This is a genomic window from Flavobacterium sp. KBS0721, from assembly GCF_002007065.3.
In the GTDB taxonomy this organism is placed as follows: Bacteria; Bacteroidota; Bacteroidia; order Flavobacteriales; family Flavobacteriaceae; genus Flavobacterium; species Flavobacterium piscis.
On record NZ_CP042170.1, the window covers coordinates 3,412,048 to 3,429,464 of the forward strand.

The window sequence follows — 17,417 nt, forward strand, 5'->3', positions numbered from 1 at the left end:
CAATAATTTAACACAGGATAGCGCGTAGAATGATTCTAAATTTTTTATAGTCTAATTTTCAACATAAGTATAAAAGTATATACGATCATATTTTGATAAAATACTATTATTTTAATAGGTTTAAAAACAATATTTTTATCGCTGCTAGCTAACCACATTTTTATGAAAACTACTTCTGCCAAAGAAATACTATTGTATTTTATCTTTTTGATATCTATTGCCTCATTCGCTCAAAACAAATCAGATCGGGAATTAATTTTAATCGATAAAGACTGGCGTTTTTCGTTGGGCCATTTATATGATACTAAAAAAGATTTCGGTCATGCCGAAGGTTATTTTTCATACTTAACCAAAACCGGATTTGGAGACGGACCGGCAGCCAAAGATTTTGATGACCGTGCCTGGCGAAAACTAGATCTGCCACACGATTGGGCTGTTGAACAGGAATTTAGCGAAAAAGGCAGTTTCAGCCACGGATTTAAAACCGCAGGAAAAGGTTTTCCTGAAAAAAGTATTGGCTGGTATCGAAAAAAAATCAATATTCCGCAGAACGATCAGGGAAAAATTATCTCGCTGAAATTTGATGGTGTTTTTAGAAATTCGAAAGTATTTTTTAACGGCTATTTCCTGGGAACAGAAGAAAGCGGTTATAATGGTTTTGAATATGATGTGACGGCCTATGTAAATTATGGTGGCGAAAATACAATCGTTGTTCGCGCAGACGCTTCGATGGAAGAAGGCTGGTTTTACGAAGGCGCGGGAATTTACAGACATGTTTATCTGCAAAAAACAAACCCAATTCATATTGCTCAAAACGGAACTTATGTAACATCTGAAATTAAAGAAAATTTGGCAGAAGTTACTGCTAATGTAACCATTGAAAACAAAGGTAATTATAAAGGTCCGATTGAAGTTGTTCAGACGATTTTTGATCGTGAAAGCAAACAAGTTGGATTTTCTTTTGAAGATGTAAATGCGCCTGAATTTTATAAAACAGGTAATTATATTTTAAAATTGACTGTGAAAAATCCACTTTTATGGGATATTGAAAGTCCTAATTTATATCGTTTGATTACTCAAATTAGAAAAGACGGAAAATTAATAGACAGTTATGAAACGAGTTTCGGAATCAGAACAATCAAATTTGATCCTGAAAAAGGTTTTTTTCTTAACGGAAAAGCTATAAAACTAAAAGGTACCAATAATCATCAGGATCATGCCGGAATAGGAACTGCGTTGCCGGATGAATTGCAATATTACCGTATAAAAAAGCTGAAAGAAATGGGTTCGAATGCGTATCGATGTTCGCACCATCCGCCAACGCCCGAATTACTAAAAGCCTGTGATGAACTTGGAATGCTGGTAATTGATGAAACCCGTTTAATGGGAATTAATGATTATCATCTCAATGATTTAAAACGTTTAATCGAGCGCGATCGCAATCATCCCAGTATTATTTGCTGGTCGGTAGGAAATGAGGAATGGAATATTGAAGGCGGAATCTTGGGCGAACGCATTACGAATGTGATGCAGGAATTTGCAAAAAGTTTAGACGCTACAAGACCTGTAACTGTTGGAATCAGCAGTGGTTTTAAAAGTGGTATTTCGTCTGTAGTCGAGATTATGGGCTATAATTATATGGGCAACGGCGATATCGATGCCCATAGAAATGAGTTTAAAAATCAACCCGGAATGGGAACGGAAGAAGGTTCTACATTTGCAACCAGAGGAATTTATTTTACAGATGATGCCAAACATTACCAAAGTGCGTATGACAAGAAACCCCGTCCAACTTTTTATAGTATCGAAGAAGGCTGGAAGTTTTATGCCTCAAGACCTTATTTAGCAGGAATGTTTATCTGGACCGGTTTTGATTATCGCGGAGAACCAACGCCTTATGGATGGCCCTCGGTGACATCTTATTTTGGGATGATGGATGTTTGCGGTTTCCCGAAAGACAATGTATTTTATCTAAAATCATGGTGGGGAAGTACGCCTGTTCTGCATATCATGCCACATTGGAACTGGAGTGGAATGGAAGGTAAACAAATTGACGTTTGGGTACATTCGAATTGTGATGAGGTAGAGCTTTTCCTGAATAAAAAGAGCTTAGGAAAAAAGAAAATGGAACAATACGGCCATTTAGAATGGAAAGTAAACTATACACCCGGAACGCTGGAAGCCATTGGATATAAAAACGGCAAAAAAATTGTGACCGATATTCAAAAAACAACCGGAAATGCTGAAAACATTAAACTTTCTGCAGATGCTGAAAATCCTTCAAATGCAAATGTTTCCGTAATAACGGTTGAAGTTTTGGATAAAAAAGGGTTGCACATTCCAACGGCAAATGATGAGATTACATTTGATATTAAAGGCGGAAAAATTTTGGGCGTAGGAAATGGTGATCCAACCTCATTAGAAAAAGATCAGTTTATTGATGATATTACTCTTGTTCCTATTACTAATTTTGAAGAAAGAAAACAGGCATATGTTGATAATGCAAATCAGTCTGCTTTGGATGAATCGAATGCATGGAAGGAAGCTTTTAAAGACAGAGATTATAAAAATCAGGCTTCGGCATATATTTACAGAGGAAAATTTGAGTTGAAAAATAATTTACAATCAAATAGTGTTGATTTCTTTTATAAAAAAATTGGCGTAAACGAATCGGTGTTTGTAAATGGAAATTTGGTTACTGCCAATACAGATGATCCTCAAAAATACCATCTTAACAAATCGGTTTTAAAAGAAGGAAGCAATATCATAACAATCAGGGCTTCGCCTTTGCAAAAAGTAAAAGATTGGGATGTTATGAATACAGATCCAGGAATTATCAGAGTAATAACGCCATCAGAACCTTGGAAACGTAAATTGTTTAACGGTTATGCTCAAATCATTGTTCAGAAAAATGAAAGCAGAAGCGAAGTTGTTTTATCGGCTTCCGCCAAAGGATTAAAGCCGGCTGTTTTGAATATTAATCAAAAGAAAAACTAGGAATATAATTTTATACGCAGAGACATAGATTGATAGTTAAAAAGGATAAAGAAATAAATTTGTTTCTATCAATCTATGTTTCTGCGCGTTTAAAAAATCAAGCCTTTATTAAAGAAGATTAAAAAAAATCAGTTACAATTCTTTCTTGACAATATTAGTTTTGAGAAGATTAGAAGTGGCCCTTGCAATTAATCTCGTTTGATCCTTATTCCAGATTTCGCATTGCGCATTTACGATTTGTTTTCCTTTTCTAATAATAGCCGTCTTTGCCAGAATCGTATCTCCAACAAAAGCAGGAGCAAAGTAATCTACAACAAGATTTATAGTCGTGTAAAAAGTTTCTTCATTAAGAGAAAACATTGTCGCGCCAATGCAATCATCGGCAATAGCAGCCGTAACCCCACCGTGCAGGCTCTTTACCGGATTCGACATTTCCTCGCGGACTAAATATTTAAAAGTAACCGTGCCTTCTTCGGCAACGACTACTATAGGTTTCATCCAAAGCATAAAAGGCGATGGAGATGCTATAAATTCTCTGTCAATATGATCTTGCAATACTTGTAATCTCGTTAGTTTTTCCATTAAGTTTATATTTATATTTTAATACTGATCGGTATATTTTTATTCAAAAAAAATCAATTTTTACTGATTACTTTTATTCTAAGTCGTCGATGATTTTAGTTAATGAAAGCATGATGTTAGATAAGTTCGAAGAATTTCCGGTGATTTTAGCAATCATTACAGCACCTTCGATAATAGCGATTATGGTTAATGCTGTTTTCTCAGAATCAATATTTTTGGCTTTAAATTCTCCTGCTACAATTCCTTGTTCGATAAAGTAGGCGAGTTTATCTTTCCAGGCAAGAATGGTATTTTCGACTTTTTTTCTCAAAAGAGGATGTGTGTCGTCAGCTTCTGTAGCGGTATTAATAATAGGGCAGCCGCCTTTTGTAACCAGTAAGTCGTAATAATCAGAATACAATCGTGGGTATACCAATAATTTGTCTTTATAAGTAGTTTGCTTTTCTATTTCGCTGGCAAAAATATCCTGAAGCTCTTTTACATTAAATTTAAAAGCAGCAATTGCCACTTCATCTTTATTTTCGAAATTGCCATAAATACTTCCTTTTGTAAGTCCGGTTGCTGCAGTAATATCACTTATAGAAGTGCCGCTGTATCCCTTCATATTAAAAAGAGGAGCCGTTTTCTCGATAATAAAATTCTTTGTTCTTTCAGCTTTACTCATAATTGGTAATTTAAACACAAATATATACCGATTGGTATAATTTTACAATGTTTTGGCGAGTTATTTTGTTTGAGGTTTTCTCTGTATTGTATTGAAAATTAAAGCAGATTATTTTTACCACAGAGTTACACAAAGTTTTTCACAAAGATTCACAGAGAATGAAAATAAAAAGAATAATCACAGATTAAAAAGATGTCGAAAATCTGTGCTAATCTTTTAATCTGTGGATAAAAAACTTTGCGAAACTTTGCGAAAAACTTTGCGAAAAACTTTGTGTAACTCTATGGTTAACTTTTATTCTCATTTCAAACCTGAAACAAAATAAAACCGGAAACTATTTTTTTTATTTGATTTTCATAACTTTGCAAAATGAATAATCAGACAGAAACTCAGAATTGCGATTTTACTTCAGATTTAAAGCTGAAAGGTTTTAAAGTATATCAGATAAACGGAGATCAAAGTAAAATTCCGGTTTACAGCCGCAGGGATTTTTATAAGATTTGCATTAATACCAGTAAAAGTGTTATACAATATGCTGACCGCGGAATAGAAACCGACGGAACGATTCTGTTTTTCGGTAATCCGATTATTCCCTATTCCTGGGAAACTATTTCTGAAGGATACGAAGGTTATGCCTGTGTTTTTACAGAAGAATTTCTAAAAGCAAAAGACCGATCAGAAACACTTCATGAATCGCCTTTGTTTAAAATAGGAGGCACGCCCATTTTTTCTTTAAATACTGAACAAAAGCTGTTTATAGATTCATTGTTTGAGAAAATGATTCAGGAATATGAAACCGATTATGTTTTTAAAGATGATTTGATGCGCAGCTATGTCAACCTGATTATTCATGAATCGATGAAAATGCAGCCTACAGAAAATTTCTTTAAACATAAAAATGCCTCTTCGAGAATTACCTCATTATTTTTAGAATTACTCGAAAGACAATTTCCTATAGAAACAAAAAATGAACCCCTGGCGTTAAAAACGCCTCAGGATTATGCACAAAGTCTGGCTGTACACGTAAATCATTTGAACCGTTCTGTAAAAGAAATTACCGGAAAGCCAACAACAGCCCATATTACGGAGAGAATCATTGGCGAAGCCAAAGCATTGCTGCAACACACAGATTGGAGTATATCGGATATTGGCTATTCGCTTGGATTTGAATATCCGAGTTATTTTAATAATTATTTCAAAAGACTTACGGGAACCATACCAAAATCGTTGAGATCGTAAATTGTTTCATATTCTTAATTTTTTGTTTGAATATTGTTATTTCTGATTGTCGTTGCTAAAGTACTTTTGCCCTGAAATAATTAGTATTAACCTCTATCGGTTTTTCGCTGACTAAATATAACTTCTACAAAGCGCATTCTAGCTTTATGATTTAGTTTCCAGCACTGATATACAAAACAAAATAATTATGAAAGAACCAGAAAATCAATTAAATGAAACTATTTTTCCTAAAGGAGATCTGGCTTCAGCGGATTATTTTACAGGAAAAGCATGGGTGAAAATGTTGGTTCCAAATGATCCGGTTTTAAATACTGCAGTGGGTAATGTAGTTTTCGAAGCAGGTGCAAGAAACAATTGGCATACACATCCAGGCGGGCAAATTCTAATTGTAACACAAGGAACAGGATATTATCAGGAAGAAGGAAAACCAATTCAGTTGCTTCACGCAGGTGATGTTGTAAACATTCCGCCCGACCTAAAGCATTGGCACGGAGCTTCTCCGGATAGTGAATTTACCCACATTGCAATTAGTACCAATACCGAAAAAGGTATTGTAGACTGGCTTGAACCAGTAACTGACGAACAATACAATAGCTTTAAATAACTAAAGTAAAAGTGTTGTTTGGCGAGATCTAACCATTAATTAACGGTTTTGTTAGATCTTATTTAAATAAAATCAATCTCAAAAAATCTATTTATGTCAACACTTTATACTTCTGCTATTGAAGAGGGAAAAATCCCTAATACTTTCATGACTGGTAATGTTTCTTATAAAAAACAAACCAGCAATATTCATCCGGACAATACCATAATTAAAGAAATTTCTTTTGAGCCCGGTTCGAGATGCAAATGGCATATTAATGCAAGCTTACAATTATTTATCGCAACAGACGGAATTGGCTATTTTCAGGAAAAAGGTGCTGCGATTCGTTTGCTTCATAAAGATGAGGTGGTTACCATTTTACCTGGCGTAGAACATTGGTATGGCGCAACACCTTTTAGCAAATTTTCGCACATTAGCATTATTACAGAAATAGATAAAGGAAAAGGAATTTGGTTAGAAAGTGTAACCGATGAAGAGTATTTTGCTTTTGGAAAATAGTCTAAGTTTCTGAGTTGCTAAGATTCTGAGTTACTAAGTAAAAAACGGAGAATCTTAAAAACATATTTACAAAGAAAATTTTGCAACTCTGCGACTTTGAGCGAAAAATATTTTTTTTCACGCAACATAAAGAAAAAAAACTTTGTGTCGTAGCGCCTTCGTGGCATTTTTTAAACCTGAAACTTTAAAAAAATACTTTTAATGGAAACAAAAAACATAAAAGCCTTTGGTACAGAAGCTGCCGAAGCACCTTTACATACATTAGACATTCAGCGTAGAGCGGTATTAGCGCATGACGTAGAAATTGAAATTTTATATTGCGGCATCTGCCATTCCGATTTACACTCGGCGAGAAACGAATGGCACGGAACTATTTACCCAATAGTTCCCGGACATGAAATTGTGGGTCGCATAACAAAAGTCGGCGACCACGTAAAAGGTTTTAAAGTCGGCGATTTGGCCGGAGTAGGCTGTATGGTCGATTCTTGCAGAGAATGTGAGCATTGTAAAGACGGATTAGAGCAATTTTGCGATCCTGGAAACACATTAACGTTCAATTCTCCTGACGTTCATTTAGGCGGCCAAACTTTTGGAGGATATTCTCAAAGTATCGTAGTCGATGAAAATTATGTATTGCATATTTCAGACAAATTAGATCTTGCAGGAGTTGCTCCTTTATTATGTGCCGGAATTACAACTTATTCTCCTCTTAAACACTGGAAAGTGGGTCCCGGACAAAAAGTGGGTATCGTTGGTATTGGAGGTTTAGGACATATGGGAATCAAATTAGCGAAAGCAATGGGTGCTCATGTAGTTGTTTTTACTACCTCATTGTCTAAGACCGAAGATGCAAAACGTTTGGGTGCCGATGAAGTTGTATTGTCTACAGATCCGGAACAAATGGCGAAGTATGCCAAATCGCTTAACTTTATTTTAGACTGTGTATCGGCGGAACACAATATAGATGCGTATCTGAATTTACTAAAAGTAGATGGAACTCTTACATTAGTTGGCGCTCCTATGGAACCGCTTCCGGTAACGTCATTTAGTCTTTTATTAGGCAGAAGAAGTTTTGCAGGTTCCAATATTGGCGGAATTGCCGAAACTCAGGAAATGCTTGACTTCTGCGCAGAACATAATATTACGGCAGACATCGAAATTATTGGTGTAAACGAAGTAAACGATGCTTACGAAAGATTATTAAAAGGAGATATTAAGTACCGTTTTGTAATTGATATGGCTTCTTTGAAGTAACTAAGGAACTAAGGTTCTGAGATTCTAAGTTTAAACTTTTGCCTTTGCTTTTGCTAGCTCAATTTCATTAAGTTAAACTTAAAAAAAAATAATCTCGCAAAGGCGCTAGGACGCAAAGTTTAAATACAATATTGTTTATAATAAATGCTTAAAAAGGTCTGACTTTATAATGTCAGACCTTTTTTTATTCTTTTAAAACTTATATCATTTAATTATTTAATTTTGAAACGGAACAACTAAATCTCTTTCTTTTGCAAAAACATTCTATTCCTGTTTTATCTGTTGGCAATATACTTGGAGAAGAGACTTTGGGGATTACTTTATTTCGTCATAGTGTAAAAGGAAGAAACGAATTCGAGCAGCCACATAAGCACGACTTTTATCTGGTATTTTTTGTAGAGAAAGGTTCTGGATTTCACAATGTCGATTTTACGCAATATACAGTAAATGATTATCAGGTATATTTTATCAGGCCCGGACAAGTTCACAACTGGTCGCTTGATGTAGATACTTCGGGTTTTCAGCTGATGCTTTCGGCGGATGTGGTTAGTATTTTTTCGAATTTAGGAAAACTTCCTTTTTTTGAGCAAAGTGTTCCGTCTTGTCTTTCTTTAGATAAAAATGAATTTGAGGAATTTAAAAGTCATTTGCATGAAATAGAATTACTATTATCTGATAACGATACACTTACCAAAGAAATAGTTTTGCTGCGTTTGCATTTACTGCTCAAATTATTGCAAAAACAATATTTGAATCAATTTCCTGAACACGATTCATCGACCAAGCCTGAGAAAATAATAAAAGGATTTACTGTTTTAATTGACGATTATTTTAGTAAAGAACCTTCGGTAAATTTTTATGCTGATAAATTAAATATTACCTCTAATTATCTTAATATCCTTTCGCAGAAATATTTAAAGGTTCCGGCAAGTGATGTCATAAGACAAAGAACCATTCTTGAAGCCAAACGTTTGCTCACCAGTACCGATTTGTCTATAAAAGAAATCGGCTACCAACTTGGTTTTAATGATAATACTTATTTTACCAAAGTCTTTAAAAAATATGCCGGAAAAACTCCGGGTGATTTTAAAAAATTATAATTTTTACCATCTTTCTCCGCAATATTACCGTTATCATTTTAAGTTTATAACGATTTTTGCAATGTAATAATACTGTTGATTATTAGGGTGTTATTGTAAAATCGTATAACAAACTCAAAGAAGATAAAATATAATTTATGGAAGAGCATACAATAAGCCGAAAAAAATTCTTAGGATTAGGAGCTGCAGCAACCGGAGCCGCTTTATTTTCGGGAATTGGAGGAAATGCCGTTGCGCAGGTTTTACCCGAAGAAAACAAAACAGCTTTAAACGAATATCTTTTAATGAATGTACGATTAGAAGATGGTTTTGAATACAACGATAAAAATGAAGTAATTGCTACTAAAACTGCACTTTATACTATTCATATTGCCAATGGTAAAATAAAAAGTATAACGACAGGAAAGTCGGCTTTGAAGTTGAAAACGGTTGATGCCAAAGGATTTTTGATGCTTCCGGGATTGCGCGATATGCACATTCATATTGATAAAACGTACTACGGCAGCGGAATCTGGAATGCAGCGCCAAGAAAAGGATATACAGTAAAAGATATGATTACGCTGGAGCAAAAGTTGATTCCGCAATTATTACCGGATTCTCAGCATAAAGCCGAAGAAGCCATTAAACTAATGCAAAGCCAGGGAAGTTATTTTGCGCGTTGCCAGTGTAATATCGATCCTGTAAGCGGACTAAAAAGTCTCGAACATTTGCAGGCAGCTTTAGATAAAAATAAAGATAATTTTGGATCTGAAATTGTAGCTTTTCCGCAACACGGAATCTTATATTCAAAATGTGAGCCTTTGTTAAGAGAAGCGGCTTCGATGGGAATTGATTTTATAGGCGGACTTGACCCAACAAATGTCGATGGCAATATGGAGAAATCGCTTGATGTCATGTTTCAAATTGCAATTGATAATAATAAAGGTGTCGACATACACTTGCATGAATCGATACCATCTGGTAAAGCGGCCATCGAATACATGATTAAAAAAACCGAAGAAAATAAACAGTTACAAGGAAAAACCTATATAAGTCACGGTTTTGCGCTTGCCAAAATGGATGCAAAAGATCTCGAGAAAATCGCCGAACAAATGGGAAATCTGGGAATAGGAGTAGTGTCAGGAATTCCGATTGGGAAAACGATAATGCCAATTCCAACATTGAAGAAGTACGGCGTAAAACTAATGACAGGAACCGATAGTATTGTTGATCACTGGCAGCCTTTCGGAACTTGTGATATGCTCGAAAAAGCAAAATTATGTGCGCAGCTTTACGGCTGGACAGACGAGTATAATTTAAGCAGAGCTTTGCACATCGAAACAAAAGATGAAATTTTACCACTTAACGATGCCGGAACCCGCGTTTGGCCCGCAGTTGATAATGAAGCCAATTTTATATTAGTAAAAGCAAGTTGTTCCGCCGAAGCCGTAGCGCGTTTACCTAAAAGAGAAGGGGTTTTTTATAAAGGAAGAAAGATAGCTGGGGATGTTTTTTAAGGTTCTGTTCTAAGTTGCTAAGATTCTAAGGTTCTAAGTTTTTAACCTCTTAATATTTCAACGATTAAATCATTCTTACGAAGTTATATAAGCAGTTCCGAACGTAAAATATTGCGTCAAATAATTTAGATTATATAAAAAAGACGCACTGCTGTGCGTCTCTACAAAACCGTTGAGCCTTAAAAAGAAAAACTTAGAACCTTAGCATCTTAGCCTCTCAGAATCTTAAAAAAAAGAAACCCCTCAAGCAATTCAACTCTTGAGGGGTTTTTGAAAATAAATAATAACCAATTAAATTTATTTTTTATCTAAATTTTGTTTTAGCAATTTCGCATGCTCTAAATGAGCGGTTAGCGGTGCTATATTATTCGATGCCCAAAGCTTAACATCATTATCAGTAGCATCTTTTGATGCTTTTTGCAATTTGTCAATTGCTTTTTCGTGACCATCGATCATCATGTCTACGAATTTTTTATCAAAATCAAGACCTGATTTTTCGTTTAATTTTTTATACTCTTCTTGTCCGTCTTCAGTTAAAGAAGTTGGTAGAGTAAAGTTTTTAGCTTTTGCCAAAGCGCTTACTTCAGATGCTGATTTAGTATGCTCGTCAACAAGCATTTTACCAAATTTTTTCACTTCTGCATTAGTACCTTTTTGTTGCGCTAATTTTCCAAGTTCAATCTCGGCTAAATTAATTTCTGCCTGATCCACTAAAAATTCAGAGTCATCTTCTTTATTATTAATAGTATCAAATTTTGCTTCGTTTGCATCTTCCGCTACTTCTTTAGGATCTTCTTGTTTGTTTTCATTTTTACAAGAATTTAAAGATAAAATAAGTAATCCTGCTCCTAAAATTGCTGTTCCGGCTAAAAGTATTTTTTTCATGATTTAATCGTTTAAATGTTATAATGTAAAATTATTCAGATTGTGTGAAGAATGTCTTACAGTATTTTTGGATAATGTTACAGGATTTGAATTTTAACAAATAATACGTGATACAAATAGTATTATATTCGCAAAACAAAAAAGCGATATCATTTTAACCGAATCAAATTATCCTATGATCACAAACAATAAAGTATCAAGAATATTTATCGCAGCATTCCTGCTTTTGGTTTCCATTCATTTATCTGCACAAATAACTTATACAGGCTTTATAGATAAATATCCAATAGAATTTATAACTGATATTGATTCTGAAGGTTCGGGAAATGCCATTTATGCTTATACAAATTACGATACACCAATTCAAATAAGCGGAACTCTTAAACAGGGAATACTAACCTTTTATGAAAAAGATAAAAATGGTAAAGAAACTGCACAATTGATTTTTGAAAATTTCGACTCCAAAAACAAAAAGCTGGAAGGAAAGTGGCAAGATTTAAACACAAATAAAGAACTTCAAATTAGTTTAGTGAAAGTGTTTGAAATTGACGATGCAGGTTCTGAATGGAAAAATAAAGAAATTTTGCAGCCTGTTTCTTTAAAGGGGAAATATTTTAAATTGGTGCTTTCAAAAAAGAAAGATGATTCTCCCATGATAACCGGAATTAAAATTCTGGAAAAAAAGACAGACAAGCTAATTCAGCAAATAGCATTAGAATGCCAGTTATGGGGACTAAACAATATAATGGTTGATGATTATAATTTTGACGGTATAGAAGATTTCTCTGTTTTTGAATCCAGTTATGCCGGCCCTAACACTTCAAGATTGTATTTTTTATATAATCCTACAACAGGCAAATATTTTGAAAGCAGTTTTAGCGGAACTTCGTTACAATTTGACAGCAAAACAAAGAGAATTTCAGAACACAACCAATGTTGTGCAGGCAGAAGTGTTATTACTGCAGAATATAAAGTAGTAAACAATAAAATGGTTTTAATAAAGCAAACCTGTATGGAATATGATGATAAAACGGGAGATTATAAAAAGGTAAAATGTGATTGAGTGTTTTTTTGGATTGGGCTTGATTGCGTAATGAATTTAGAGGTTTGAATCCCAGCTGGCGAGCATCTTACATATTTACACTTAACCCTACAATAGATTTACAATTCAAATTGTTCCCAAACATAGGTATTGCAGACTTGTTGCTCTGAAAGAGCTTTAGCAATAGCATGGTGCGAAGCACTATGAACAAGAACATTCTTTTTTTTAGCCCTGTAAGGGCGAACGCCTAATCGCAAAAAAATCTTCATTAAATTATATTATTATTTTCTGACAAAGTCATCTTTTCTTAAAATATATAGTACTTATTTTCTTTTGTCTTTCAGGACGATTATCTCGCTTAATTGAGTTCTTATTGCATTGTATTACGCTAAATATTATTAGGCTTTTAGCCTGTTTTTAAGCCTTCGAGCACTTCTGTTGCCTCCAGTGAGCATAAATTTGTTGGAAATCTAAATAATCAAAAACGCATGTCTGACCGTTTTCAGCAAAAAGATAGTTATAAAGTTTACATCAAAAGTTTTGTTCAATAGTATATATTTATAACGACTAAAACATAACGCCCAAAAATAACCACAAATGATTAATATAGATTTTAAAAAAGAGAAGGGTAAAATTGATGAAATTATCAATAAGGCTTTAGCAGATTATCAAAATGAAATAGATGTCATTACTATTGAAGACTGGACTTTAAAATCTAAAGAATTATTTATAGACAGATCCTATAATGGATATAATTCTCAAAGTACACAATTCATCAATAATAGTTTTCCGGATGTTACAAGCGCAGTAGACAGTAATGCGAGATTGATATTGTATCTGTATACATCAGAAAGAGATTTTGAATTTGATTTGATTAAAAAACAATTAATCGAAAAAATTAAAAAATCTATATAACAGAAGTTTTGCAAAAGCTATTTGCAAATTAGGAATTACAAGGCTTATATAACAAAAAGTAAAGAGTTATCTAAAAACTGTTGAACTTTTCATGTCTTTTAATGATAATTGATATTAATTTACTAAGTTCGTGTCGAAATTTAACAAAAAGAATCCGCACTAAAACTTCAGTAGCTTATGAAAAAAAAATTACTCTTCTTTTTATTTATTACCACAGCCGTATCAGCTCAAAATGGTTATCAGGAACATATTGTAATAGATAAATCTTTTGGTTCTCAAAATCCACAGGCGGTTGCCACGGCGGACATTAACGGAGATGGTTTTTTGGATATTGTTACCGTTGCAGGCGATGAAATTGTTTGGTATAAAAACCTAAACGGATCAGGTGATTTTAGCAAACCTATAACAATTTCAGACGCTTCGGGAGGAAGAATTGATGTTTTTGATGTCAATAAAGACGGATTTTTAGATGTAGTTTTTACGGGAAAATGGTCTGCCAAAGGCGATGGTGTTTACTGGATAAAAAATACAGACGGGCAGGGAACTTTTAGCAGTCCTGTTTTAATTTATGCGGCTAATAATATTAGCGATACGGGTTTAAGCGCTTATCAGATTATAGATATAGATAATGACAATGATCTCGATATACTTATTATGACCGCAAATAATTATTCAAGCAGTTGGTTAAATTGTTTAAAAAATGATGGTTCCGGTAATTTTAAGATTTCAACTCTTATTACAGATTTTTTGAGCTTTTCTGCAATAGATATCAATGGAGATAAATTGCCGGATCTGGTGATTAGATATACCAATCATTTAAAAACATTTATACAGCAAACTGACGGTTCGTTTACTTCATTGGCCACGATAACCCCTTTTTCGATGGAGAAGAAATTTCTGGGTGAGGATATTGATAATGACGGTGATCAGGATATTGTTTTTGTTTATGACAACGGAGGTTCAGTAGATATAAAATGGTACGAAAATAAAGATGGAAAAGGGACATTTAGTGGCGCTAAATTTTTAGTGAATGTACCAGAATTTTCTGGAATCTATAATGCGGAGTTTTATAGAATTTTATTAACAGATTTTGACGCAGATGGCAAAAAAGACATTCTGTTTTATTATACCAAAGCAAATAAAGTAAGTTGGTTTAAGAATAATGGCGCCGGTACTTTTGGGGCAGAACAAATTATAAAATCGATTTCATCGCGCCTTTATAGTTTTGCTGCAGGCGATATGAATAACGATGGCAGCAAAGATGTAGTCGCTATTTTAAACGATGATGTTGTTTTTTTTAAAAATACTGAGGGAAAAGGTGTTTTTGAGGAAATAAAGGTTTCGAAATATGCCTATGGAATTCATAAGATAGTTAGTGGAGATCTTGATGGTGATGGAGACATTGATATTGTATCAACATCTTATAATAAAAAAATTACGTGGTATAAAAACACAAATGGTTTAGGCGATTTTTCGGGAGAACAATTTATTATCTCAGATGAGATAAACATACCTGGTGATCTTTTTGTTATGGACATTGATAATGATGGTGATTTAGATGTAGTGGCGACAAGTTTAGTATACGGTTCTCCTGATGTTGTTTCCATTTTTTGGTCTGAAAATGATGGAGCAGGAAATTTTTCGAAGCAGCGACTTATTGCATCAGGTTCAGATGCAAAGTACATACTTTTTACAGATGTTAATAAAGATGGAAATATTGATGTAATTGCTACTTTAAGCAGAGACAAAGTATATTTAATTAAAAATTTAGGAAAAGGGGCTTTTGCAGAAAAAATAGCATTGCCATATAACAGCACATCTGATATTAATAATTGTTTTATAGAGGACTTTAATCAAGACGGAAATATTGATTATGCTGTAGTAGATTATGGAAAAATATTTTGGTATGAGAATGACGGATCCGGAAATTTCACCACAGAACATGTTAAGGATATTACTAAAGAAAAGGTATACATTCTTTATATGGCTGATTTAGATAATGATAAAGATCTTGATTTTGTATATCGTGATAGCAATAGAAATGTTGGCTGGTTCGAAAACTTAGACGGAAAAGGCAATTATGCAGTAGGTAAAATTTTATTTACAAGTGCAAAAGCAATTTCGACATTATCTTTATATGATGCTGATAGTGATGGAGATATTGATATTGTATACAATATGATAACCGAAACGGCTACAACATGGCATGAAAATTTAGGTGCCGGAAAAATGTCACCTGCTAAGGTTTTATCCAGTACGACTATGAATTTAACACCCGATACATTTGCTGATTTTAATGCAGATGGGCGTTTGGATAAATATGCAGCTGATATCAAGGAGGATAAAATAGCCTGGTATGAAAACCTGGGACCTTTTAAAAACACCATACGCGGAACAATTCGTTTAGATATTGATAATAATAGCTGCGACAGTAATGATCCAAAAGCTCCGTTATTATTGGTTTCTACATCAAACGGAACTAATACATTTTCGACATTTACAAAACAGGACGGAACTTATGATTTTATTGCAGATGTCAATACTTACACAACTTCTGTAGTGTCATCGCTAAAAGAATATCCTGCAACACCTTCTAAATATGTCTCGACATTTACAGCCAAAAATCAAAACGAAGTAGTAGACTTTTGTTTAGAACCAAGTTCATTATTTGAAGATTTAGAAATTAGAATGTATCCTTACGGAGAACCAAGACCGGGATTTACATCAAAATATAAAATTCATGTAACCAACAATGGTACAAAAGTCAAAAGCGGTTTGTTATCCTTGAAATTTGATGATTCGAAACTTGAATTTATTTCTTCAGGAAACCAGATAGATTCAAAAACAGCTAATACGATTCAGTTTGCTTATAAAGATTTGAAAGCATTTGAAACAAAAACGATTGATGTAACCTTTAAAGTTTTTACAATTCCTACTACAACCTTAGGAGATAAACTATCTTTTAATCTTGCGGTGCCTGTTCCTGCAGATACTAAACCTATTGACAACGAATATGTTTTAAAGCAAATCGTTGTAGGCTCATATGATCCAAATGATATTCGAGTATTAGAAGGAGAAGAGGTTTTGATAGACAACGCCGATGAATATCTGCATTATATTATTCGTTTTCAGAATAAAGGAAATTCGTATGCACAAAGAGTTCGAGTTTCAAATCTTTTAGATGATAAACTGGACTGGACTACTCTTAAAATTGAAAGTTATAGTCATAATAATACCGTAACCATAAAAGATGGTAAAGAAGCTGATTTTACTTTTGATGCCATATACTTGCCTAGTGCTATAACAAACGAAGAAGCATCAAATGGGTATATTGCTTATAAAATCAAACCAAAATCAAATGTTTCGCTGGGAGATATTTTTAACAATGACGCAGCTATTTTCTTTGATTATAATCCTGATATCAAAACCAATACAGTGAGTACCAAAATTGTAGACAAACAGTTGGGTAATGATGATTTTGTCATCGAAAGTATTATTGCGTATCCAAATCCAACCAAAGGATTGTTTACTGTCCAGTCAAGAGAAAATACAACACAAAAAATGGTAGTTCATAATACTTTAGGACAAGTTGTTTTAAATTCAAAACAAAGTAATAGTGTTGATTTGTCGTCTTTAGTAAACGGAATTTATTTTATAACCATAACAGATAATAACAACAAAAGCACAACAATAAAAGTGGTTAAAAATTAAAAACTGCTTTCTTTTAAATTGTAAAAATCCCATTCTGCAGCTGTAGAATGGGATTTTTTTTACTACAAATATCCCACATAGATTTAATTATGAAAATAAAACCAAGAATTATATAACAGAGAATTCCTGCTTTTTGAAGAATTTTGGGTATAAGATATTTCTAAATCATTAACCTTAAATTTTTTCAGTCATGCCAGATGCAAGAATTCAAAACGAAAAACAGTACCAAGCTCTTTTAGAAATAGGCTATAGCAAAGAAAAAGCAGCCCGAATCGCTAATACGCCTGATGCAGGTGAAAAAGGAGGAAGGGCAAAACCTTATGATGAATGGACTAAAGCCGAATTGTACCAACAGGCCATGAAAGTGGGAATCCCGGGACGTTCTTATATGAGCAAGAAAAATCTGGTTCAGGCATTACGAAATAATTAA

General features: G+C 33.8%; 15 protein-coding genes. 11 read left to right on the forward strand and 4 right to left on the reverse strand.

Annotation, left to right across the window (positions count from 1 at the left end):
* Positions 1–162: 162 nt before the first annotated feature.
* A complete protein-coding gene (gene galA / locus B0M43_RS14910; protein ID WP_078007510.1) occupies positions 163–2,997 on the forward strand; it encodes a beta-galactosidase GalA in 2,835 nt (944 codons plus the stop codon).
* 132 nt (positions 2,998–3,129) lie between these two features.
* Here galA and B0M43_RS14915 read toward each other — a convergent pair whose 3' ends face one another.
* Positions 3,130–3,579 carry a PaaI family thioesterase gene (locus B0M43_RS14915; RefSeq protein ID WP_078007509.1) on the reverse strand — a complete coding sequence of 150 codons (450 nt, stop codon included), beginning with the start codon at positions 3,577–3,579 and terminating at the stop codon, positions 3,130–3,132.
* A gap of 73 nt (positions 3,580–3,652) precedes the next feature.
* Complete coding sequence (locus tag B0M43_RS14920; RefSeq protein ID WP_078007508.1) at positions 3,653–4,243, reverse strand: TetR/AcrR family transcriptional regulator; 591 nt, start codon at positions 4,241–4,243, stop codon at positions 3,653–3,655.
* Positions 4,244–4,612: 369 nt separating this feature from the next.
* Between B0M43_RS14920 and B0M43_RS14925 the strand changes: the two genes are divergently transcribed.
* The 6 genes from B0M43_RS14925 to B0M43_RS14950 all read left to right on the forward strand — a co-directional run bounded on the left by B0M43_RS14925 (position 4,613) and on the right by B0M43_RS14950 (position 10,434).
* Positions 4,613–5,482: an AraC family transcriptional regulator gene (locus B0M43_RS14925; protein WP_065449664.1), complete on the forward strand. Its 870-nt coding sequence runs from the start codon at positions 4,613–4,615 to the stop codon at positions 5,480–5,482.
* 187 nt (positions 5,483–5,669) lie between these two features.
* Positions 5,670–6,086: a cupin domain-containing protein gene (locus B0M43_RS14930; protein WP_078007507.1), complete on the forward strand. Its 417-nt coding sequence runs from the start codon at positions 5,670–5,672 to the stop codon at positions 6,084–6,086.
* 93 nt (positions 6,087–6,179) lie between these two features.
* A complete protein-coding gene (locus B0M43_RS14935) occupies positions 6,180–6,584 on the forward strand; it encodes a cupin domain-containing protein (protein WP_078007506.1) in 405 nt (134 codons plus the stop codon).
* A 201-nt stretch (positions 6,585–6,785) separates the two neighbouring features.
* A complete protein-coding gene (locus tag B0M43_RS14940; RefSeq protein ID WP_078007505.1) occupies positions 6,786–7,838 on the forward strand; it encodes an NAD(P)-dependent alcohol dehydrogenase in 1,053 nt (350 codons plus the stop codon).
* Between the two features lie 251 nt (positions 7,839–8,089).
* Positions 8,090–8,938: an AraC family transcriptional regulator gene (locus B0M43_RS14945; protein WP_078007504.1), complete on the forward strand. Its 849-nt coding sequence runs from the start codon at positions 8,090–8,092 to the stop codon at positions 8,936–8,938.
* A gap of 137 nt (positions 8,939–9,075) precedes the next feature.
* Positions 9,076–10,434 (forward strand): amidohydrolase, encoded by a 1,359-nt coding sequence (locus B0M43_RS14950; RefSeq protein WP_078007503.1) that lies wholly within the window; start codon positions 9,076–9,078, stop codon positions 10,432–10,434.
* 297 nt (positions 10,435–10,731) lie between these two features.
* On the opposite strand, the gene B0M43_RS14955 is transcribed toward B0M43_RS14950, so the two are convergent.
* Positions 10,732–11,319 (reverse strand): DUF4142 domain-containing protein, encoded by a 588-nt coding sequence (locus B0M43_RS14955; protein ID WP_065449670.1) that lies wholly within the window; start codon positions 11,317–11,319, stop codon positions 10,732–10,734.
* Positions 11,320–11,494: 175 nt separating this feature from the next.
* On the opposite strand from B0M43_RS14955, the gene B0M43_RS14960 reads away from it, so the two are divergent.
* On the forward strand, positions 11,495–12,382 hold the full coding sequence (locus B0M43_RS14960; RefSeq protein WP_078007502.1) for a hypothetical protein: 888 nt from the start codon (positions 11,495–11,497) through the stop codon (positions 12,380–12,382).
* A 98-nt stretch (positions 12,383–12,480) separates the two neighbouring features.
* Here the strand turns inward: B0M43_RS14960 and B0M43_RS24450 are convergent, their stop codons facing one another.
* Positions 12,481–12,630, reverse strand: coding sequence for a hypothetical protein (locus B0M43_RS24450; protein WP_165606666.1), 150 nt, complete (start codon positions 12,628–12,630; stop codon positions 12,481–12,483).
* A gap of 328 nt (positions 12,631–12,958) precedes the next feature.
* On the opposite strand from B0M43_RS24450, the gene B0M43_RS14965 reads away from it, so the two are divergent.
* The 3 genes from B0M43_RS14965 (at position 12,959) to B0M43_RS14975 (ending at position 17,417) form a co-directional block, all read left to right on the forward strand.
* The gene (locus B0M43_RS14965) at positions 12,959–13,276 is read left to right on the forward strand and encodes a hypothetical protein (RefSeq protein WP_065449672.1); all 318 of its coding nucleotides are present in this window, start codon (positions 12,959–12,961) and stop codon (positions 13,274–13,276) included.
* Between the two features lie 177 nt (positions 13,277–13,453).
* Positions 13,454–16,987: a T9SS type A sorting domain-containing protein gene (locus B0M43_RS14970; protein ID WP_078007501.1), complete on the forward strand. Its 3,534-nt coding sequence runs from the start codon at positions 13,454–13,456 to the stop codon at positions 16,985–16,987.
* A gap of 190 nt (positions 16,988–17,177) precedes the next feature.
* Positions 17,178–17,417, forward strand: a complete 240-nt coding sequence (locus B0M43_RS14975) for a Rho termination factor (protein WP_065449674.1) — start codon at positions 17,178–17,180, stop codon at positions 17,415–17,417.